Here is a 20,453-nt window from a genome sequence, read left to right on the forward strand (position 1 = left end):
CTAAGACTGTATCCCTGCCGATAGATGTAGGTAAAGGCAATTTAAACCGCTCAATTACTTACTTCTGCTGTCTGCGCCAAGTGTTGGTATAGCTGCCGTCTAAGGCTTGCTCTACGAACTCGGTTTCTGTGAGTTTGATGATTTTGTTTTTGCGGGGTTCGCCGCCAAGTACTTCGTTGGTGTAGGTGATAATATCGCCTTCAATGCTGATTTTATCGGGTCCGTATTCTTCGCCCACGTTAGACATAGCCTCGTTACCTGTAATGATAAGAGAAGCCCACGTTTCGCTGTCGTTGGGGTCGCCGGTTTCCCAACTGCCTTGCAGCATGTCTAAGTAAGATTTGGCAGGTGCTGCTTCGGTGGCGGCAGTAGCGGTTTCGGTGCTTTCTCCTTGCTTAGCACCGCCGCAGGCTGCGGCAAAAAACATGACGGCAACAGTTGTTGCCCAAAGGGTGATTTTTTTCATGCGTGAATAAAAGTTTGGTTGCAAACTACTTTACTTCAACAAATTTTTTCTGCGAAAAGTCAAAGCGGTATCGCTTTTTGCTGGTTGCTTCATCTTTTGCGTTGCCGTCATCATCTACTTTGGAAACTGTTTCCGTAATGGTGATAACGTTGTCCGAAGCAACAGCGGCATCGGTTGTGTAGGTGTTCATACCGTCTGAGGTACCGCCGCCTACCATAAACTCGCCGACAACTTCTTTGTTGTTTTTATCAAAAACAAGCAAATGTGTAAACTGCTGCCCGCGCAAGCCTAAGATACTGCCCAATACGAAAGTAAAATCATTGACAACTGCGTAGCCGTGTATGTGTGCCTCGTTCACTGCACCCTCTTCGGTAGTGGGTTGGATGAAGGTTTCGGGCGTTTCACGGTAAGGTGTTTCAATGCCCTGATAGTCGCCGTAATTGCTCAACAGGGTTTTCAGGTCGGCGACCTTTTTGGCTTTGGCACGCACTTCCGCCACAAAAGCGGTGTATTGCTTGCCTTCGTCAGAGGTTTCGCTTGTTGCTTCCGATTCCTGAACTACGGCATCAGCGGTTGAGGCAACTGTTTCTGTGTCCATTGTTTCAGCAGCAGTTTCCGCTTGCTTTTTGCCGCAGGCTGTCGTCAGTAGTAAGGCAGCCACGGCAAGGGTGAGAATGGATTGTTTCATATGAGTAAAAAGATTTGGATTATGCTTCAACGGTTTTTTGTTGGTTTTTGGTTGGGAAAAGTTTGCAGGGCACTTGCAGAAATTTAGCCATTTCTGCTGCAATGTAATTCAAACTGAACTCTTCGCCTGTGGCGTACATGTTAGAGATGAGTTTGCGCGCCTTTCCTTGTTTATCTATCACATATAGGGTGAAATAGGTGCTTACTACATTCCCCATTTCCGACCGGGCATGTATCTGCTTATCAGTTACCATCAATCGCTCAATCTCGGAAGTGGCGATTTTCAGCCCGCCCGGCATGGGCAGCGGACCAAAACGAAGGCGCAATTCGGTAGGCGTAAGTGTAAAAACCGACCGATTGACAAAGCCGTACAGTAGCCAGATGAAGTCTCTTGAACTGAGAACGCTTGCTACAATCAACGCGGTTTTTACGCTGTTGTATGCTTCTGCAACCTCAGATGAAAAATAGAATGCAACTACGATAAAGAGATAAATCGCAGCGATACGCATCATTAACACCTGATGGTAGGCGCAGAAAAAGTTAAGGCGGATAGACAATTCAGAACCTCGCCGCTCTACTTTTAGCTTGCCTTGTGCCAGCAATTTGTTTACATCGGTTGCAATAAAGCGATTATAAGCCATTGTGTGATGTCGGTATGGGGGGATGAATATTATTTCTGATGCATCAGCGTCATTATCTCTTCCCCTGTCGGCGCATCAAAATGCAGTTCCAAGCCGCTCCCGTAAACCATTTTTACTTTGATAGAAAAATCTTCAAAACCTTCGGTAGCGCAGCGGATGCTGTTATCTTTTTGTACTTCGCAGGTGAAAACTGCCTTTGTGCCGCCTTCGGTGAGGGTGAAAATAACGCGATTGCCTTGCTGTGCGGTGCTTACCTTAGTTGTGGCAGAACCCTGAAAAGTTTTAGGGTCACGGATTTGCCATTTCATGCCTGCAAAGGCTTCGGCAAGATGCTGCGACAAAGGTTGGCTTTCCGTAATCGGAACGACAGAGGCATCGGCAAGAAAAACAGCCACTTGCTGCGGCACATCGCCTACAAATCGGTCAATATTTTTAGCGCCGTCATTTTCCTTGTGTATAATCAGTTTCACGGGTTGGTTTTGCAGAGTAACTTCTACGGTTTGTTCTGCTTCCTGATATTCAAAAAATGCCGACGGCTTTTGCGAGCGGATAGCGGCTTTTTGCCAATTGCCTTTGGCATCGCTTACGTACACGGAAGTAGCTTCGCCTTTTTGTGTGTCCCAATAAATGTAATAGCCTGTGGCGGTGTTCAAATCATAATACAAGCCGCTGAAATTGATGGAAGAAGGTACTTTTTCGGGCTGTCGGTCGTCGCCGCCTGTTTCTCCTTCAAATGCAGATTCCGTGTCGGGTACGGCGTTTTCAGTAGCGGTACTTTCGCCTGTTTGGCTGTCTTGCTTTTTACCGCATGCAACTGCCAACATCAGCAGCGATGCGGCAAACAGCATGGAAAGAAATTTGTTTTTCATGGGTTGAAAATTTGATAATGATTGTTACGATTTAGAAAATAGGGCTGTCTTGCACCAGCGTAAACAAACGTTGCCCTGCGTTGGTGTCAAATGCAATGCTCCACGTTGCCAGATTGTACGGCATAACGGTGGGTATCATGCTGAAATTAGTATCGCCTTCGGGCTTGCAACTCATGGTAAAGTTGTTATAGACTTCGCAGTGATAAGTGGTCTTTTTGCTGCCTTCGGTAATGGTAAAATCCAAGGTTACTAATTCCATCGCTGTTTTTTTGACGCTTACTTTGGCAGTGGCGGGTTTGCCTGTGGCATCGTCCAACAATACCCATCGGCGATTAGCCAAAGCCTCTGCCCAATCGTAATGCGTAAAAACATCACCTTTGCCAATATCGGACTTCGCATCGGCAATTTGCATGAGCGGATATTGCAGTTTCTCGCCTTGCCATTGCACGTAGAGCAGCGGCAAATCCTGCTCGGATTGCTTAATCAGCGTGAGTCGGTGCGTTTTGCCTTGCAGGCGAACGGTCAGGCTGTGTTCGGCAACGGAATACTCCGCCATATCGTGTGAGGGGGACTCTTTCACGATGTCGCAGGTTTGGTAACTGCCGCCGTTCAACGAATAGCGAACCGCTGTCGGTTTGCCGTTGCGCCACGTAACGTGGAAAACATCAAAGCCTTCGCCGCGCCCGGCATATACGCCGCTGAAATCAAAGGCAGTTGCCTCCGTGTTGTGGTGAACCGCTTCGGCAGCTTCCGTATCGGGGAAATAGTCATTGCTTTGTGCGGTTTCTTCGGTAGCGGCGGTTTTGCCTTTGCAGTTCCACAGCAAGAGGGCAAGCAGGAAAATAGTTAATTGATGTTTCATTTTTGCATCATTTTACTACTGAAAATACGGCTTGCCGTTGGCAGGGAAAAATACGATGCGCTCGTTACATTCGGGACCGTCCCAGAGGTAATGCTTTTCGTTATAGGCTTTCATGTAAGCCATTTTGGCATCATTGCCGACAGGTGCAAGCGGAACAGTCAGGTGCGGGCAGTAAGTCATGCTATATGAGCCGTCTTCATTTTGTCCAAGCAACTCATCTAACGATTTTTTGCCTATCAGCACAAAGGCAGGTTGATTATAGCCGGGCAGCGATTTTTCTAACAAAATATCGTTCAGGACAAAGTGCTCGTCAAGCATCACGCTTTCGCCTTCTTGGGGGACTAAATCCAACACGGTCAGGCGGCTTTCGTTGGCATAGCCGTAGCCTTCTATTATCAGAAAAGCATTTTTTGTCCCTTTGTGCTGCAAGCGAAGCAGATAAGGACATTCCTTGCCGCCAAAAACATTGCTCACAATTACATCGCTTTGCGTAAGGCGCGTGAACCGCTCGGGTTCGCTGATTTTATCGTAACCTTCCGCATAGGTGTGTGCCATGCTTCCCGCGTTGGAATAGTCAATTCGGATTTGTGTGAAAACGCCCGCATCCTGTGGCTGACCGTAGAGCACGATGGTTTCGGGTTTGCCGTCGCCGTCCATGTCGTCCAGCGGATAAGTACCGATGAGGTTTTCAAGGCTTGAATAGTCGGCTGTTGCAACGCTTTCTTCGGCAGTTGTTGTGCCGTCAGACTCGTCGGTGCTTGTTTTGCCCTTGCAGTTCCACAGCAAAAGGGCGAATAAGAAAAGGGTTAGTTTATTTTTCATGGTGGAAGTGGTTACAAATAAAATTTCGGTTGAGTGTTTCGTACTTCTAAATTTTCTGCCGCTAAGTTTTACGCCAAGCGCGCTAAGTGTTCTTCCAACGATATTTCTTTGTGTACTTTGCGATTGAACCTTTGCGAACGTTGCGTTAAATAATGCGTTAGTTAATGCTTACTTAGGCTCTGCCAGCGTACCTAGTGCGTTGCCTTTTTTGTCAAACAGAGAAAGCATCCAGCGGTTGTCTTTCAGCAGGCTGAGTTTGCCGATGAACTCTTTTTGGGTGTACATCACATTGTCGTTACCCATTAGCACGGTCAAATCTTTGTCAAAAGCGCAGTAGAAAACGGCGCGTTGTTCGCCTTCACCAATTGCCAGCTCAAACATGATAGGGTCTTCCATCACACCGAAAGCTATCGGAATATTATCCGCATAAACATCGTGGGTGGGGTCGTAGAACTGCATACGCACACTTTGCATGGCAGTTGCCATCGTAGCGGTTGCAGGGTCTTCGTTGTCAAAAGACATGTTGTCTTCCTGTGCCAAACGAACCAGCGTGCGTTGGTTGTTTTGGCGCAAGGTGTTGAATTGCAGCGTGCATTTGTCTTTGCCTGTATGCGTCAGCGTCATTTCGTAGACTACATTGGGGGCTTTTTCGTGGTAGAGGCGAAGTGCTTTTTGCGGCATCTTATTAGCAGTCGGCTTGTCTTCCTGACGCATGATTTCGTAGCGCAAGTATTTGCCGCCTTTGGGTGCATGATAAACCGCGCTTATCATTCCATCTTTGGCATCGCATTGCACCATAATAACCTCTTGATTATCAGGCAATACATACAAGCCGCCAAATAAAAACGGCTGTTGGGCAAACAGCGGGCTGCTCAACAGCAACACAGCAAAAAAAGTGTACAGCTTTTTCATGGATATTTTTTTGAAAAAGCACAGGCTGCAATAATTTTTGCCAACCTGTGCCGGAAAGTGTATTTTATAGAAAGGGTTGAGTTGTTTATTTAATCCACCACCATTTACGCAGTTTGGTTGCCATGTCGGTCAGCGCAGCAGGCTCATCTTTCGTACCGATAACGGGCACAATTTCATCTATCATGCTATCGGCAGGGGCGGTCAGGTAGTTTAAATACATTTCGTTACCTATAAAAGGTGTGATTGGGCGCACATAATGACCAAATATGTAAATACCGGTGTTAGGGTCTCTTCCGTAGAAGCCAATGGCACTGCCTTCCATATAATCCGGGGTTTCATATTGTGTCAGGCGCTGACCTTTGCAGGCACCTGTTTCTATGCCTTCACGCACGCCTTCCACGCGACATTCGCAATAGTACAGTTCCTGAAGAGTAGTGGTATAAGTATAAACTGTAAAAGTTTTGCCATCAGGTGCAGGAACTATTTTCACACGACTTTTGGGATAGGAACCCGCCATCATCAAAGGAATTGCCATGTGCTGGTTTTCGTCTAACAGAAACTCACCTTTCCTCTTTTCCGCTACCAGATACAGATTCATAAACTCATCTAAGGGATAAGCAAAATGTGTGTCGGTGAGCTTAATAAACGGTGTGGGCGTGCCGTCAAAAATCACACTTTTGCCGTCGGCTGCTACCTGCCAAGTGCCTTGCTGAACGTCGGTATTCTGTATGCGCAGGTTGTAAGAGCCATTGCGGTTAAATTGCATCTGTATCTGTTGGAAAACGAACAAAGCCTTAAACGCTTCGGTCTTTTTTCTTTGCAGTTCCTCGCGTTGTGCGCGTGATAATTGCTGTGCTTCTGCTGCCTTGAACTTCTCTACCAGTGCTACTTCCATAGATTTCAGGTCGGCGACCCAGTTGTCTGAGGTCAGCCAAGCTGCCATTTGCTGCGGTGTTTGCGCCTGTGCGATAGCTGCCAGCCATAACAGGGCAAACACAAAGGTTGATAAAAATGGTACTTTTTTCATTGGGTTAATCATTTGTTTTGATTGATGATACGAAAGTAGGGGCTTACCGCGACTCTTTTTCGGCAAATGAGGATGCGCAACGGCTGTATGAGAATCCGTCAGGTTTGTGTGAGAATTTGATTTTTCGGCTTTTCCATGCGTTGCCTCAGTCATATCCCGCGTTCCCTCAACGGTGCTTTAAGCCTGTCGGGTGCTGTATAGTTTTGCTTCATCAACCAATCATTTGTAAGCACAATGAAAAGTTTCATTAAACAAGTTTTAGTAATCGCTATGGTAGGCGCATGGGCTGTCAATCCCGCCGCTGCGCAATTGAGCAAACTCAAAGAAAAAGTAAAAGGCAAGTCGGGAGAGGCATTGGTAAGCAGTGTACCGGCAGGTGTTGACAAGTTAGACAAGTTCCTAATTAAGGCAACTGAAACACAAGAGAATACACCGCGCCCCATGCTCGGATTTACGGGTTCAACGTTTTTGAGCAAGCAGGTAGTCTATTTCAATGTACTTGACAGAAAAGATATGGCTGCCAAGTTGGGCGTACCATTCTTTGGCACGGTTTACCGCAGTTTTCAGCTGAGCAACGACCAAGAGTGCCCCGAAGACAGCCGCGTGTTCTCGCCCGAAGAAAATACTTACATTTTCTACAAAGGCAAAAGCGACGACAAAAAGCCGGGCAAGACAATACCCAAGCGCATGGGCTATCTCGTATTTTATCCTTATGACAAGCAGATGCCTGAAGTGATGCTGGTACTTGCTCCTGATGCAGATGCTTTGGCCAAATGGCAGGGCGAAGAGGGCAAAAAAGCCATTAAAGACCTTGAAGCCAAAATTTGGGAAGTAGCAGGCGATATGGAAAAAGAAATAGAAAAAGAATTTATCGCCAAATATGCCAAAGAAGTAGAAAGCTACCGCGACAACAACAGTTTCATGGAAAATTCCATTGAAAAGCCGGGCAAGCTGCACTCTGAGGAAGTATTGAAGCAAATCCGCGAAACGCTGCAAGGCTGGGCAAACAATGCCTTCGGGGGCAATACCGAAATGATTGCTGTATCGTTGGTTGGCAACGACTATGTAATTTACCGCAACAACCTGACGGGCGTAGTTACCGGACGCGGCATACAAGGCAAGATGGCCTTTATAGAACCATCCCTGAAAGAACACGGCCTGTTTATGTACTACCCCTTTGATGCGGTACAAAACCACGACGGTAAGAACTTTTCAGGCGGCTGGACAGCGGTAGGTACGTCAAGCACAGTAAGCAGAGTTTGGAAAGAAAAAATTGCGTCATTCCAAAAGTAGTTTACAACCTAAACCTATTCTACTTACAATTCCATCAAACAAAGCTTCGCCGCGTGGGGAAGCCTTTGTTTTTTTACAACGCCTGTAAAACTTTCAGCAGCGCTTCCTTCTTGCGGATGGCCAGCGGCAGTTCGGTGCCGTCTTTGAGTACCACCGCCCCCGCGTCCGATTTTTCAATCCGTTTCAGGTAAGCAAGGTTGAATAGGTACGATTTATGACAGCGGAAGAAACCCTGATTTTCAAGCAGTTGTTCGTATTCTTTTAAAGTTTTGGCAACCATCATTTTCTGCCCGTTATTCAGAAAAAAGGTGGTGTAGTTATCCTCTGCCTGCAAGTACATAATCTCGGCGGTTTCTATGATGTGGATTGCCTCCATGTCTTTAAGCACCAAGCGACGCGCTGCGGCATTGCCTGCTTGCAAGTACTGCATCATGACGGTAATCTGTTGTTGCAACTGCTTGCTTTGAATTGTCTCCCCTGCCCGATTGATGGCAGCCACCAACTCCTCAGGGTCAGTTGGTTTAAGCAAGTAATCTAATGCAGAGATACGAAATGCCTGCAATGCGTAGTTATCAAATGCGGTAATAAAAACCACCTGAAAATCAACACTTTGCAATTGCTGTAACAAATCAAAACCCGTTCCGTCGGGCATGTCTATGTCTAAAAGCACCAAATCGGGGCGTGTTTCCTCAATAAGTACCTTGCCTTTTTGCACATTTTTAGCCTCACCCGAAAAAACAGCTTGCGGACAAAACCTGCCGATGATGTCTTTTACAAAGTTGCGTTGTTGTTTGTCGTCGTCTATCGTTATCCAGCGCATCAGGTAATGTATTTGAGTAGCATCTGCAAAGATGCTGCCGTACCTTGTTCCAAATCTCTGATGTGGAAAATTACCTTAAAGCCTGCTTGTTTTTCCAGCAGGCGGATGCGGTCTTCGGTAATGGTGGTAGCTCTGGAAATATGCTCTTTTCGGCGCAAGTGGCTTGCTGCCTGCCTGCCGATGCCGTTGTCCGTCAGTCTGATGAGCAGTTGCTCGCCCTTGGTTCGGATGTCCAAATGCAATTTGCCGCCTGTGGCAAGCCCGCGCAGCCCGTGTTCAATGGCATTTTCTACTAACGGTTGCAGCAGCATCACAGGGATTTGCACTTCGTCTGCATCTGTTTCATCGTCAATACTTACCTGATAGTCAAAGGGTTGCTCAAAACGAATACGTTGCAGGTCTATGTAGGCTTGCAGCGTTTCCAACTCTTCGGAAAGAACGGTAAATTCCTTTTCGGAACTGTCCAATACGCGGCGCATCAGGCGGGCAAAACGGGCAATGTAGCTGCTGGCAGTGAGGGTTTCCGCTCGATTGACATACTGCTGAATTGCCATGAGTGCATTGAAGAAGAAATGCGGGTTCATTTGTGCCCTGCGCCATCGCTGCTCGGTTTCCAACAATGAAGCCTGCATGGTCAGGCGGCGGTTGCGGTTGTAAATGCCGACAGCGGCCAATATCACAACGGCCAACAAAGCTCCGCTTGCCATCAGCACGTTGCGACGCTGGATTTGAAGTTCCTGTATCTGCGTTTGTTGCGAAAGTTGCGCAATTTCATTCTCTTTTTCGCTCACTTCGTAGCGGGTTTGCAGTTCGGCAATTTGCTTGCTGCGTTCGCTGTTGAATACACTGTCCGAAAGTTGTTTGTGGCGTTTGTACCATTGGTAGGCCTCCCTGAACTTTCCTGCGACAGAGTCCAACTCGGCGTAGGCCAAGTAAACCTGCGCCAGTTCTTTGGTGGCACCGATATTTTGGGCGCTCACTGCTGCGCTGTCGTAGTAATTTTTTGCCTGTTGCAGATTGCCTTGCTGTTTGTGCAAATCGCCGATGTGTTGGTAGGAATGAGTCATCAGATACGGCTCACCAATGGCTTTCTCAATTGCAAGTGCCTGCGTGTAAATATTCAATGCCTCCTTTGTATTGCCTTGCTTTTCGTAAATGCCGCCCAAAAAGTTCAGTGAATAGGATTCTCCCTGCCTGTCGCCAAGTTCCTTTTTTAACGCCAAGGAACGTTCTATGAGTTGTTGAGCCTTGTTAAAATCGCCTGATTGCGCATACAGGTTGCCCAGATTGCCGCTGATAACGGCCATGGCGGGTTTTGCCTGCAACTTTTCAACAATTTGCAGCGCCTGTTCCATGTATTGCAGCACCAGCGGATACTGTTGCAGTTCGTGATAAACGGCAGCCACATTGTTCAGTGCCCGAGCGCGGTTGAGTTGGTCATTTGCTTTGTTGAAGTTTTCGGCAGCCTTAAACAAAAAGTCCAATGCCTCTTTGTGTTGCGAACGGTCGCAGAGGATAGTGCCCAGCCGCATGGATGCCATTGCCTGCTGACCGGCAGAAAGTTTTTGAACCGACAAACGATAGGCCTCTCGCGCTGTTTGCTCTGCGCGGCGGTAATCTCCTTTTTGCTGCTGTGCACTTGCCAATTGCACGAGCACCTCGCACCGCGCAGTGTCTGAAAGTGTGGTTTGGAGCAGTTGTGTCAGGCTATCGGCTACACCCTGCCCCAACAGCGGAGCAACCCACAAAAAACAGAGGCCAAGCAATAGCGGCATTGGTTTGGTTGCAGGGTGTTGAAAGCCGAATGGCCGAATTTGTTTCATTCGTTAATTCATTGATTACTCAACCCTAAAAATCACCTATCAGCGCGGCCACCAATCCTGTCCAGCCACACTGGTGCGATGCGCCCAGCCCGCGCCCTGTATCGCCGTCAAAGTATTCGTAAAACAGAATGTGGTCGCGGAAATTGGGGTCTTGCTGTATGAGCGGATGATTGCCAAATACAACCCGCTCGCCTTTATCGTTTTTGGCAAATAATTTAATCAAGCGCTGCTTCAGGTCATTGGCAATTTCTTTGAGTGTGTGCATACTACCGCTGCCGGTCGGGTACTCAAACTTATGCGAATCGCCGTAGTACTCATGGAATTTGAGCAATGCCTCAACTATCAGGTAATTAATCGGAAACCAAACAGGGCCACGCCAGTTGGAGTTGCCGCCGAACATAGATGAATCCGACTCGCCGGGAACATATTCCACCGTGTACGCTCTATCCTTGAAATAGTACACATAGGGGTGTTTTTCGTGATATTTGGAAAGCGAACGGATACCATAATCAGACAAAAACTCGTTAGGGTCTAACATGCGGCGCAGAATGCACTTCAAGCGGTGGATGCGCAACAGCGACAGCATACGACTTTCGCCGCGTCCCAGTTCGTACCAACGGGAAATAAGGCTTGCCGTAGCAGGTTTGTTGCGCAATACCCACTCTAACCGACGACGAAAATCGGGCAATTTATCTATCAGCTCGGGGGTGAGTACTTCCACTGCCAGAATGGGCATAATGCCTACAATGGAACGCACTTTCAAGCGGTGGCTGCGATGATTGGCAGGATGCAGCACGTCATAATAAAACTCGTCCTCATCGTCCCACAAATCAATGTGCTCAGAACCCATGTTGAACATAGCGGCTGCAATGGCCAAGAAGTGTTCAAAAAATTTGGACGCCATTTCCTGATAGTAGGGCTTGATTTGCGCCAGTTCCAGCGCAATGCGCAACATATTGAGGCAATACATCGCCATCCAACTGGTGGCATCGGCCTGCTCTAAGTAGCCGCCCATGGGCAGGCTGGTACTGCTGCGGTCAAATACCCCGATATTATCCAATCCAAGGAAGCCCCCCTCAAAAAGGTTGTTTCCTTCGCGGTCTTTTTGGTTAATCCACCACGTAAAGTTCATCAACAGTTTTTGAAAAACAATTGACAAAAACTCCGTATCGCCTTGTCCGTTGTTGGCTTTTTTTTCAATATTGTAAACTTTCCACGCCCCCCATGCGTGTACGGGAGGGTTTACATCGCTGAAATGCCACTCATAGGCGGGTATTTGTCCGTTGGGGTGCATGTAGTACTCGCGGAGCATCAGTACCAACTGCCGCTTGGCAAATGCAGGGTCTATCTTGGCAATCGGCACGCAGTGAAAAGCCAAATCCCACGCCGCATACCAAGGATACTCCCATTTGTCGGGCATGGAAATCAGATTGGAATTATACAAGTGTTTCCATTTGTGGTTTCGCCCTTGTTTGCGTTCTTCCGGCAAATTATCGCCATGAATAGGGTCGCCGTTCAGCCACTGCTCCACATTGTAGTAATAGTATTGCTTGTTCCACATCATGCCCGCAAAAGCCTGACGCTGAATATTGAACAGGTCGGTATTGTGGGGTATGTCTTTGTGGATGTCTTCATAAAACAAATCCGCTTCGTATTTGCGCAATTCAAAAATATTGTCAAAATCATGAAAAGGATTTTGTGCAGATGTGATATTATTTAACCGCAGGCGAATGGTATGCGACTTACCGGCAGGAATAATCGTTTGATAGTGCAGCGCCGCTTTGGTGCCTTTCTGTTCCGGATTTTTAAAACGCTTATCGCCCGTAATGATGTAGTCGTTAATGGCATCCTTCGGAAAAGGTCTGTCGGGCTTTACGGCATCTGCCAAATGGCGTAGGCGGCGGTGATTGGTTTCATTTTCACAGAACAAAAGCTCGGGAGAGCCTTCGTAGTGCAAACGCATTTCGCCCAAATTCTTGTGCTGGATGTGCAAATAATTTGCTTCGGGGTCAGCAAAAAGGCTTGGTTTGTATTTCCACTCCCACGTTTCGTAGCCCCACGACCACGTATTGCGGAACCATATGGTCGGCAAAAAATGCAAAATAGCATCTGTATCGCCGCGATTAATGGCTGTTATTTTGATTAAAATATCCTCGGGGTCAGCTTTGGCATATTCAATGAAAATATCAAAGTAGGCGTTGTTGTCAAAAACGCCGGTATCCGTAATCTCATATTCGGTTTCCCGACGGGTGCGGCGCTTGTTTTCTTCCACCAACTGCTCATACGGAAATCGGCTTTGCGGGTATTTATACAGCATTTTCATGTATGAATGCGTCGGTGTGGAGTCTAAATAGTAGTACAACTCTTTCACATCCTCGCCGTGGTTGCCTTCGCCGTTGCCCAATCCGAAAAGCCGTTCTTTGATGATGGTATCTTTGCCGTTCCAAAAAGCGTTGGCAAAGCACACCGTTTGTTTCGTATCCGAAATGCCGCCGATGCCGTCCTCCCCCCAGCGATAGGCTTTGCTGCGTGCCATGTCGTGTGTGATATAGCCCCATGCATAGCCGTGCTGGCTGTAATCTTCACGAACTGTTCCCCACTGTCTTTCAGAGAGATAAGGCCCCCAGCGTTTCCAGCCGGTATTGTTGTGCGTTGCTTTCAGACGAATCGCTTCAGGATTGTTAGCTGTCATTTGTTGAAAGAATGTTTAATACAAATATAGTTGTATGCTCTGCCAATAGGCAATAGTTGCGCATATTTACGGGATTTCCAAACTTTATTTGCAATTGTTGATTATGAAACAATACCGATGGATATGGTTGCCGTTTGTTGTGTTGCTTGCCGCATGGCAAATGCCCGACAGCACCGGCAAAAGGTTACAGGTCCAAATCCTGTTACCCCCCGATACTTCGTGGGTAGAACTGCTGACCTTGGATTCTACCTTTGTGCTGGATGTAAAATATGCCACCACCGACAACTTTACGGGCGACGTCCTGTACGACTGCGGCAAGGTTTTGCTGCGCAAAAAAGTAGCAGAGGATTTGGTAAAAGCTCATCAATTGGTAAAAGCCAAAGGCTACCGCATGAAAATTTACGACGGCTATCGCCCCCTTTCGGTGCAGTGGCGGATGTGGAAAAAAACGCCAAACAAAAACTATGTGGCCGACCCGCGCAAAGGCTCGATGCACAATCGCGGCTGCGCGGTAGATTTAACACTTGTGGATGGGCAAGGCAAGGAACTTGACATGGGCTCTCCGTTTGATTTTTTCGGGAAAGAAGCCCATCTGGACTTTCCGCACAGCCCGCAGGTGATGGAAAACCGCCGCATTTTGCAGGATGCCATGAAAAAGCATAATTTTAGGACGATTAAAACAGAATGGTGGCATTTTTCGCACCGCAACCTATACGCAATCAGTGATTTCCCGATTCCTTGTCAGTGATTTATTAACCTCTTTTTCAGCATGTTACCATTAGTAAAAAAAATTGGTGCCTCGCTTGCCGTATTCAGCCTGTTGGCTTGCGGTACTGCGGAAAATACACAAAACACCGCTGCCACACAAGCAGAACCACACCCTTTTGACAAAAAACTGCCCTTAGACCAAATTAAATTGCCCAAAGGGTTCACCATCAGCGTTTTTGCCGAAGTAAACAACGCCCGATCGATGTGCTTGTCGCCTTCGGGTATCCTCTATGTGGGCAATCGCCAAGGCGATAAAGTTTATGCCGTTATTGACAAAGACAAGGATTTTCGCGCCGATGAGGTGAAAGTAATCGCTTCGGGGCTGGATATGCCCAACGGCGTAGCTTTTCGCAACGGTAGTCTCTATGTGGCAGAAGTAAGCCGTATCCTGCGCTTTGATAACATTGAGGCTAATCTGGACAACCCGCCCAAACCGGTGGTGGTTTACGACCAATTCCCGACTGACAAACACCACGGCTGGAAGTTTATTGCTTTCGGGCCTGACGATAAACTCTACGTGCCCGTTGGTGCGCCTTGCAACATCTGCGAACGCTTGGATAAACCCGTTTACTCTACCATTACCCGCATGAACCCCGATGGTTCGGGCTTTGAGATTTATGCGCATGGTATCCGCAACAGCGTGGGCTTCACTTGGCATCCCGACGACAAACACCTGTGGTTTACCAGCAACGGACGCGATATGATGGGCGACGATATCCCGGGCGATGTGCTGCATCACGTACCGCAAGCAGGTATGCACTTTGGCTACCCCTACTGCCATCAGGGCGACATACCCGACCCCGAATTTGGTAAAAAGCGCCCTTGTTCGGACTTTCCGCCGCCTACGCAGGTGCTCGGCGCACACGTAGCCGCATTGGGCTGCCGATTCTACGACGGCAATATGTTCCCCGATACCTACAAAAAGCACTTGTTTATTGCCGAACACGGTTCATGGAATCGCTCCAAAAAATCAGGCTATCGCATCAGCTTGGTGCGTGTTACGCCCGACAATAAATCGGCAGGTTATGAAACCTTTGCGGAAGGCTGGCTCAACAGCACAACCGACGAAGCATGGGGGCGGCCTGTGGACGTACAACTAATGCCCGACGGCTCTATGCTCGTTTCCGATGACAAGGCCAACGTAATTTATCGCATTGCTTATAAAGGCTGATAAGTAAATCGGGATTTCGGATTTACAAAAATCAGTGAAAAATATTGTCGGCAGCCACTCGCGTGCTTGTACATTCAAAGACCCAAAACTGTCTCAACCATGCTCAATTTTCACGGAAAAAATATCTTAATTATCGGTGCAAGTTCCGGCATCGGCTATGCCATGGCGCATCGGCTGATTGACGCAGGCGCAAATGTTTACTCGGCTTCGCGCAGTTTTCCATCGGGGTTGGATATTGCGGGACACACCATCTACGACGTATTAGACCCTAATGCCAAATTGGAAAATCTTCCGGAGCACTTAGACGGCTTGGCCTATTGCCCGGGCAGTATCACGCTAAAACCTTTTAACCGCCTGACTCCCGAAGACTTTCGCAAAGACTTTGAAATCAACGTTTTGGGTGCCGTAAAAGTCATTCAGGCTACGCTGCCCTATCTGAAAAAAGCACCCGAAGGGGCAGGTATCGTGCTGTTCAGTACGGTTGCCGTTTCGGTGGGGATGGGTTTTCACGCCAGTATTTCCGCTGCCAAAGGTGCCGTTGAAGGGCTCGCCCGCTCGCTGGCGGCAGAGTTAGCACCCGCCAAAATCCGCGTGAACGTTGTTGCGCCTTCGCTGACCAAAACACCATTGGCGCAGCAGTTGCTTTCGTCTCCCGAAAAAGAAGAGGCTTCCGCCAAACGCCATCCCATCGGGCGCATAGGCGAAGCGCAGGATGTGGCGGGAGCTGCTATCTTCCTGCTGTCTCCCGCTGCCGGTTGGATTACCGGACAAATTGTCGGCGTAGATGGCGGCATGGGTACGCTGAAATGATATTCCCGATTCGTTTACCGTAAATGACGCAATGATTTTCTGCCAAAAACAGCAGCCCCATTGCGTCATTTTAAATTCAAAACTACCTCATGGCATTAAACTACATCTGGCTGGCGTTTTTTCTGATTGCTTTTGTTGTTGCGCTCGTAAAGCTCATCTTCTTTGGCGATATGGAAATTTTCCAAAAAATTGTTGCCAATACTTTTGACACCTCTAAAACCGCCTTTGAAATATCGCTGGGGCTGACGGGCGTAATGACCCTTTGGTTAGGGCTGATGCGCATTGGCGAAAAAGGCGGTGCGGTACAAATTTTAGCCCGCTTGGTAAGCCCGTTTTTCCACAAGCTATTCCCTGAACTGCCTAAAAATCATCCCGTTATCGGCTCAATTTTGATGAATTTCTCAGCCAACATGCTGGGGTTAGACAATGCTGCTACTCCGCTCGGCCTGAAAGCCATGCGTGAAATGCAGGAACTCAATACCGACAAAGACACGGCTTCCAATGCACAAATTATGTTTCTGGTGCTGAACACCTCGGGGCTAACCATCATCCCGATTAACATTATGGTATATCGGGCGCAAATGGGGGCGGCTGACCCTTCGGATGTATTTATTCCCATTCTGCTGGCAACTTTCTTCTCGTCGCTCATAGGTTTAATTGCCGTTGCTTTTTATCAGAAAATCAACTTGTTACAGCCTGTTATATTTGCCTATTTAGGCGGTTTGAGCCTTTTTATTGCCGCCGTTATTGCTTATTTCAGCACCCTTCCGCAGGAAAAAATCGGGGTAGTATCTGCCGTAGCAAGCAATGTGATTCTGTTTTCCGTTATCATTGGTTTCTTGCTGCTTGCTTGGCGCAACGGGGTCAATGTGTACGAATCATTCATTGAAGGAGCCAAAGACGGTTTTCAGGTAGCGGTAGGCATTATCCCCTATCTGGTAGCAATTTTGGTAGCGGTAGGCGTTTTTCGCACCTCGGGCGCGATGGACTACCTGATTGAAGGTTTGCAATGGACAGTAGCGGCAGCAGGTTTCAATACCGATTTTGTACCCGCAATGCCTACTGCCTTTATGAAACCTCTCAGCGGAAGCGGAGCGCGCGGCATGATGCTCGACACAATGAAGACCTACGGGGCGGATTCCTTTGCAGGCAGGCTTTCTGCTATGATTCAGGGCTCTACCGAAACCACTTTTTACGTATTGGCTGTTTATTTTGGCTCAGTGAGTATCCGCAAAACCCGTTATGCACTCACCTGCGGACTAATTGCCGATGCGGCAGGTATTCTTGCGGCTATTTTGCTCGCCTATTTGTTTTTTCATTGATTCAATGCTGTACCAATAGCCACAACGTGTATATAAAAGTGCAAGTGATTTGCAGCCCTGCTTGTATAAGTTACTGAAAAACAACCAATTAAAACCAGACAGGTCTAAAAGACCTAACTGGTTTGTGTATAAAGGCTCAAAACAAGTATTTGCAAAAGGTAGTGCTCGCCAACCTCATAAGAAGCGTTATACACATCAAAAGTGAAACTGAAAAGGCATAACAACAGTACTTTTTTGGGTAGAAAAATCGGAAGTTTTAACAGCCATATTCTTAGTTTTGCACAAAAACACTATTATGAAGCTACATGAGTCAAAGTACGTCATTATTGACTGGGAACCCTCAACCTCTATTATCAGCTACATCTACACACCCGATGCAGATGAACGCATGACAGCCGATGATTTCAAGTACAATATGACGGCCTACGGAAACCTCTGCGAACAACATCAACCCGAGCGTTTGTTGATTGACTTGCGCCACCTGCGATTTACCATTACCCCCGATTTGCAGGAATGGACAGCCAAAGAGATAGCACCACGTACAACCAGCCTGCAACGCATGGCCATTCTGGTAAGCAATGACATCTTTGCGCAGGTATCACTGGAACAGTTGATGGAAGAAGAAGGCATTGCCGACAAGTACAGTGCCCCGCGTTACTTTGACAGCGAATCGGAAGCAAAAAACTGGCTGACAGAGTAATTGGTCGTAATCGCGAACTCAGCGCATTCTGTTGCTTCCTCAATGTGCTGAGTTCGGCATAAGCAATTTGGGAAATTCTGAATCGCCAAATTCTCCCGTGCAATTTTGAAAAATCAGCAAGAATAGAACGCTGATAAAGCGACAGGGACAGATTTACACTGTTTTTTTTAGAATTATCCGCGAAAATCCGCCCAAGCCATGTCATCAGCAGGCATGTATCCGATTATCCCCGCCGGCTGAACAGTAACAAACCTAAAAACGTGATAGCTCCATTCACAACCAGCAGTTCAAAGCCAAACTTAAACCCATTGAACCATGCTTCGGAATTGACATTCAGAATGTAACAAATCACAGGTGAGGCCACGCACACAAAAGGTACTGCCCAATCTCGCACTTTGACTTTGGTAAATAAGCCAAATGTGAACAAACCCAGCAACGGGCCGTAGGTGTAGCCTGCAACTTTAAACACCGCATTAATAACGGCATCATCATTAATCCACTTAAAAATCAGGATAATAAAATAAAGCAGTGCGGAAAAACCTACGTGTACCCATAATTTCAAACGGGCTTTTTCGGCTTCATCCGAACGATTTTTAAAATCGAGAAAGTCCACGCAAAAGGCAGTAGTCAGCGATGCCAAAGCCGAATCGGCACTGGCATAAGAGGAAGCCGTGATACCCAACAGGAAAAATACAGCCACCAGCAAACCGAAATGATTTAACGCCAGCATGGGATACAAATTGTCAGTTTTGGCGGGAATCTCAATGCCGCGACTGTTTGCATAGGCGTAGAGCAGTGAGCCTAACGTAAGGAAAAGAAAATTGACAAATATAAGCACCATGCAAAAGGAAAACATGTTTTTCTGTGCATCGCGCAGGTTCTTACAAGTCAAGTTCTTTTGCATCAAATCCTGATCCATGCCCGTCATCGTAATGGCAATAAAAGTTCCTGCTAAAAACTGCTTGAAAAAGTTTTTATCGTCGTTCCAATCCCAGAAAAAGATTTGAGAATACGGACTTTGCTCTACGCTTTTTACTAATCCCGCAAAATCCAGATTCAACTCGCCTGCTATCAGAAAAACACTGACAATCAGTGCACTGACCAAGAAAAAAGTTTGGAGCGTATCGGTAAAAATGATGGTTTTGATACCGCCTTTGAACGTGTAAATCCAGATAAGGGCAATGGTTACCATCACATTAATTTCAAAAGGAACGCCCCAATGCTCAAAAATGCCGAGTTGCAATACCAATGCGGCCAGGTACAACCTAAATGCCGAGCCGATGGAACGCGAGAGGATAAAGAAAAACGAACCGGTTTTATATGACCAAAATCCAAATCTTTCTTCCAGATAGGTGTAAATAGATACCAGATTCAGGCGATAGTAGAGCGGCATCAGCACCAGCGCGATGAACGCATAACCGGGTAAGTAGCCCAGCACCATCTGAAAATAGGAAAACGCATGTTTGCCTACTGCCCCCGGTACGGAAATAAACGTTACCCCCGAAAGAGAAGTACCAATCATGCCGAACGCAACCAAGTACCATGGGGCGGACTTATCGGCCGTGAAAAAGGTATCGGTAGTAGCGCCGCGCGAAGTGTACCAAGCCACAGCCATCAGCATAGAAAAGTAAATAACGATTATTGTTAAGACCAGTATAGGCGACATAATAAAATCGGTGAAAGCGTTGGATACAGTAAAACAAGCGAAAAAATAGCTCCCAAAAAAACAAAAGCCCAAACTTTTGGCAAGATTGGGCTTGGCGGATAAACCAAATCCGATGTTTGACAACTGCAAAACTCGTTATTTATAGACTGCCAACTTGGGCAAGCGGCTGAGCTTAGACTTGTACTGCTCAATGGCATCGAGCAATGCCAATTGCTTTTCACTCGTCAGCGAATGATGCGCCAAAATTCCTTCCAACGACAATATCATAAGCTCCATGCCTCTTTCGGTAGTCATCAGCGATTGCGATTGGAACAGGTAATCGGCGGCGAGCGCAAACTGTTTATTGTTATAGGCCGTTACCGCCCGATTGAAACATTGCAAACCGGCTAACTCCTCAAACGGGATGGCGCGCATAATTTGAAACTCGGAGCGATAGTGAGAGGCTTCCTGCTCACGATAGGCCGCAAACCGACGGATATACTCTTCTTTGCGCCGCGCAACCATCGTCGGAGATGTTACTAATCCGTTAATAGGGTCTGTGGTTTCTATCAGCACCTCTACCCCGTTACCAAGAACTACCGTAAGAAACACATGGATATTGGTTTCATACACAACCGTTTGGAAACCTGCCTGCCGTAAAACGTGAGCAAACACAATTGTTCCGCTGAGGCAGTCATAGTGGCCTGACTGTAAAACATTGGCGAGCGTACTCCCCTGCCTGTAATGTTTGAGATACTTATTGAAAATCCTCCTGAAAATGGTTCGCAATCGCTTTTCTTCCGATTCGGGCAAATCTTTCAATACATTGTCCGAAAGTGCAGCCAAATTGGCCTGTAATTGCGCTGTATCTGCCGATTGCGCCTCACAACGGAAAAATTCAGGTGCAATTTGCGCCTGTGCGAAGGCATACAGCCAAAAGACGATAAAGGATAACAACAGGGTTCTCAACGGCGTAAGGGATTAGCTATGTCATACAATCGTTTTTTTGTAACACAAAATTAACAATTTTGTAACATTAGAACGTTCAAAGTTGCGAATTTGTTGTGTTGAACAACACTTTTTTTATGGTTCGGCGCGTGCCGGAAAGTACGCGGCTAACTAT

At 47.2% G+C, this 20,453-nt stretch carries 19 protein-coding genes; 6 read left to right on the forward strand and 13 right to left on the reverse strand.

Annotated elements, in window-relative coordinates; translation table 11 throughout:
* Positions 1-58: 58 nt before the first annotated feature.
* The 8 genes from NDK19_RS03525 to NDK19_RS03560 all read right to left on the reverse strand — a co-directional run bounded on the left by NDK19_RS03525 (position 59) and on the right by NDK19_RS03560 (position 6,286).
* Positions 59-466, reverse strand: a complete 408-nt coding sequence (locus NDK19_RS03525) for a hypothetical protein (RefSeq protein ID WP_250630454.1) — start codon at positions 464-466, stop codon at positions 59-61.
* Positions 467-491: 25 nt separating this feature from the next.
* On the reverse strand, positions 492-1,154 hold the full coding sequence (locus NDK19_RS03530) for a hypothetical protein (RefSeq protein WP_250630455.1): 663 nt from the start codon (positions 1,152-1,154) through the stop codon (positions 492-494).
* Between the two features lie 19 nt (positions 1,155-1,173).
* Positions 1,174-1,794 (reverse strand): hypothetical protein, encoded by a 621-nt coding sequence (locus NDK19_RS03535; protein WP_250630456.1) that lies wholly within the window; start codon positions 1,792-1,794, stop codon positions 1,174-1,176.
* 29 nt (positions 1,795-1,823) lie between these two features.
* Entirely contained in the window at positions 1,824-2,663 is an 840-nt protein-coding gene (locus NDK19_RS03540) for a hypothetical protein (protein WP_250630457.1), read from the reverse strand.
* Positions 2,664-2,694: 31 nt separating this feature from the next.
* Positions 2,695-3,525 (reverse strand): hypothetical protein, encoded by an 831-nt coding sequence (locus NDK19_RS03545; RefSeq protein ID WP_250630458.1) that lies wholly within the window; start codon positions 3,523-3,525, stop codon positions 2,695-2,697.
* Between the two features lie 15 nt (positions 3,526-3,540).
* Complete coding sequence (locus NDK19_RS03550; protein WP_250630459.1) at positions 3,541-4,347, reverse strand: hypothetical protein; 807 nt, start codon at positions 4,345-4,347, stop codon at positions 3,541-3,543.
* 168 nt (positions 4,348-4,515) lie between these two features.
* Positions 4,516-5,259 carry a hypothetical protein gene (locus NDK19_RS03555; protein WP_250630460.1) on the reverse strand — a complete coding sequence of 248 codons (744 nt, stop codon included), beginning with the start codon at positions 5,257-5,259 and terminating at the stop codon, positions 4,516-4,518.
* Positions 5,260-5,344: 85 nt separating this feature from the next.
* Positions 5,345-6,286, reverse strand: coding sequence for a hypothetical protein (locus tag NDK19_RS03560; protein ID WP_250630461.1), 942 nt, complete (start codon positions 6,284-6,286; stop codon positions 5,345-5,347).
* Between the two features lie 234 nt (positions 6,287-6,520).
* Here NDK19_RS03560 and NDK19_RS03565 point away from each other — a divergent pair, with 234 nt between their 5' ends.
* A complete protein-coding gene (locus tag NDK19_RS03565) occupies positions 6,521-7,579 on the forward strand; it encodes a hypothetical protein (protein ID WP_250630462.1) in 1,059 nt (352 codons plus the stop codon).
* 73 nt (positions 7,580-7,652) lie between these two features.
* Here the strand turns inward: NDK19_RS03565 and NDK19_RS03570 are convergent, their stop codons facing one another.
* Genes NDK19_RS03570 through NDK19_RS03580 form a run of 3 tightly spaced genes read right to left on the reverse strand, consistent with a single transcriptional unit; the run spans position 7,653 to position 12,914 of the window.
* On the reverse strand, positions 7,653-8,399 hold the full coding sequence (locus tag NDK19_RS03570; RefSeq protein WP_250630463.1) for a LytR/AlgR family response regulator transcription factor: 747 nt from the start codon (positions 8,397-8,399) through the stop codon (positions 7,653-7,655).
* Positions 8,399-10,222 (reverse strand): tetratricopeptide repeat protein, encoded by a 1,824-nt coding sequence (locus tag NDK19_RS03575; RefSeq protein WP_250630464.1) that lies wholly within the window; start codon positions 10,220-10,222, stop codon positions 8,399-8,401. Before NDK19_RS03575 ends, NDK19_RS03570 begins: the two co-directional genes overlap by 1 nt.
* Positions 10,223-10,247: 25 nt before the next feature.
* Positions 10,248-12,914 carry an MGH1-like glycoside hydrolase domain-containing protein gene (locus NDK19_RS03580; RefSeq protein WP_250630465.1) on the reverse strand — a complete coding sequence of 889 codons (2,667 nt, stop codon included), beginning with the start codon at positions 12,912-12,914 and terminating at the stop codon, positions 10,248-10,250.
* Between the two features lie 103 nt (positions 12,915-13,017).
* On the opposite strand from NDK19_RS03580, the gene NDK19_RS03585 reads away from it, so the two are divergent.
* The 5 genes from NDK19_RS03585 (at position 13,018) to NDK19_RS03605 (ending at position 17,685) form a co-directional block, all read left to right on the forward strand.
* Entirely contained in the window at positions 13,018-13,662 is a 645-nt protein-coding gene (locus NDK19_RS03585; RefSeq protein ID WP_250630466.1) for a M15 family metallopeptidase, read from the forward strand.
* 21 nt (positions 13,663-13,683) lie between these two features.
* Positions 13,684-14,853, forward strand: coding sequence for a PQQ-dependent sugar dehydrogenase (locus NDK19_RS03590; RefSeq protein WP_250630467.1), 1,170 nt, complete (start codon positions 13,684-13,686; stop codon positions 14,851-14,853).
* A 99-nt stretch (positions 14,854-14,952) separates the two neighbouring features.
* A complete protein-coding gene (locus tag NDK19_RS03595; protein ID WP_250630468.1) occupies positions 14,953-15,663 on the forward strand; it encodes an SDR family NAD(P)-dependent oxidoreductase in 711 nt (236 codons plus the stop codon).
* Between the two features lie 89 nt (positions 15,664-15,752).
* Positions 15,753-16,985 (forward strand): nucleoside recognition domain-containing protein, encoded by a 1,233-nt coding sequence (locus NDK19_RS03600; RefSeq protein ID WP_250630469.1) that lies wholly within the window; start codon positions 15,753-15,755, stop codon positions 16,983-16,985.
* 295 nt (positions 16,986-17,280) lie between these two features.
* A complete protein-coding gene (locus NDK19_RS03605) occupies positions 17,281-17,685 on the forward strand; it encodes a hypothetical protein (protein ID WP_250630470.1) in 405 nt (134 codons plus the stop codon).
* Positions 17,686-17,908: 223 nt separating this feature from the next.
* On the opposite strand, the gene NDK19_RS03610 is transcribed toward NDK19_RS03605, so the two are convergent.
* The gene (locus NDK19_RS03610) at positions 17,909-19,351 is read right to left on the reverse strand and encodes a sodium:solute symporter (RefSeq protein WP_250630471.1); all 1,443 of its coding nucleotides are present in this window, start codon (positions 19,349-19,351) and stop codon (positions 17,909-17,911) included.
* Positions 19,352-19,486: 135 nt separating this feature from the next.
* Positions 19,487-20,299: a hypothetical protein gene (locus NDK19_RS03615; RefSeq protein ID WP_250630472.1), complete on the reverse strand. Its 813-nt coding sequence runs from the start codon at positions 20,297-20,299 to the stop codon at positions 19,487-19,489.
* Positions 20,300-20,453 lie beyond the last annotated feature (154 nt).

Origin of the sequence: Rhodoflexus caldus (genome assembly GCF_021206925.1) — a bacterium.
GTDB classification, from domain to species: domain Bacteria; phylum Bacteroidota; class Bacteroidia; order Cytophagales; family Thermoflexibacteraceae; genus Rhodoflexus; species Rhodoflexus caldus.

Excerpts from the sequence above, each read along its gene's own strand:
- NDK19_RS03525 (WP_250630454.1), bottom strand. The coding sequence starts at position 466 with ATGAAAAAAATCACCCTTTGGGCAACAACTGTTGCCGTCATGTTTTTT.
- NDK19_RS03530 (WP_250630455.1), bottom strand. The coding sequence starts at position 1,154 with ATGAAACAATCCATTCTCACCCTTGCCGTGGCTGCCTTACTACTGACG.
- NDK19_RS03535 (WP_250630456.1), bottom strand. The coding sequence starts at position 1,794 with ATGGCTTATAATCGCTTTATTGCAACCGATGTAAACAAATTGCTGGCA.
- NDK19_RS03540 (WP_250630457.1), bottom strand. The coding sequence starts at position 2,663 with ATGAAAAACAAATTTCTTTCCATGCTGTTTGCCGCATCGCTGCTGATG.
- NDK19_RS03545 (WP_250630458.1), bottom strand. The coding sequence starts at position 3,525 with ATGAAACATCAATTAACTATTTTCCTGCTTGCCCTCTTGCTGTGGAAC.
- NDK19_RS03550 (WP_250630459.1), bottom strand. The coding sequence starts at position 4,347 with ATGAAAAATAAACTAACCCTTTTCTTATTCGCCCTTTTGCTGTGGAAC.
- NDK19_RS03555 (WP_250630460.1), bottom strand. The coding sequence starts at position 5,259 with ATGAAAAAGCTGTACACTTTTTTTGCTGTGTTGCTGTTGAGCAGCCCG.
- NDK19_RS03560 (WP_250630461.1), bottom strand. The coding sequence starts at position 6,286 with ATGAAAAAAGTACCATTTTTATCAACCTTTGTGTTTGCCCTGTTATGG.
- NDK19_RS03565 (WP_250630462.1), top strand. The coding sequence starts at position 6,521 with ATGAAAAGTTTCATTAAACAAGTTTTAGTAATCGCTATGGTAGGCGCA.
- NDK19_RS03570 (WP_250630463.1), bottom strand. The coding sequence starts at position 8,399 with ATGCGCTGGATAACGATAGACGACGACAAACAACAACGCAACTTTGTA.
- NDK19_RS03575 (WP_250630464.1), bottom strand. The coding sequence starts at position 10,222 with ATGAAACAAATTCGGCCATTCGGCTTTCAACACCCTGCAACCAAACCA.
- NDK19_RS03580 (WP_250630465.1), bottom strand. The coding sequence starts at position 12,914 with ATGACAGCTAACAATCCTGAAGCGATTCGTCTGAAAGCAACGCACAAC.
- NDK19_RS03585 (WP_250630466.1), top strand. The coding sequence starts at position 13,018 with ATGAAACAATACCGATGGATATGGTTGCCGTTTGTTGTGTTGCTTGCC.
- NDK19_RS03590 (WP_250630467.1), top strand. The coding sequence starts at position 13,684 with ATGTTACCATTAGTAAAAAAAATTGGTGCCTCGCTTGCCGTATTCAGC.
- NDK19_RS03595 (WP_250630468.1), top strand. The coding sequence starts at position 14,953 with ATGCTCAATTTTCACGGAAAAAATATCTTAATTATCGGTGCAAGTTCC.
- NDK19_RS03600 (WP_250630469.1), top strand. The coding sequence starts at position 15,753 with ATGGCATTAAACTACATCTGGCTGGCGTTTTTTCTGATTGCTTTTGTT.
- NDK19_RS03605 (WP_250630470.1), top strand. The coding sequence starts at position 17,281 with ATGAAGCTACATGAGTCAAAGTACGTCATTATTGACTGGGAACCCTCA.
- NDK19_RS03610 (WP_250630471.1), bottom strand. The coding sequence starts at position 19,351 with ATGTCGCCTATACTGGTCTTAACAATAATCGTTATTTACTTTTCTATG.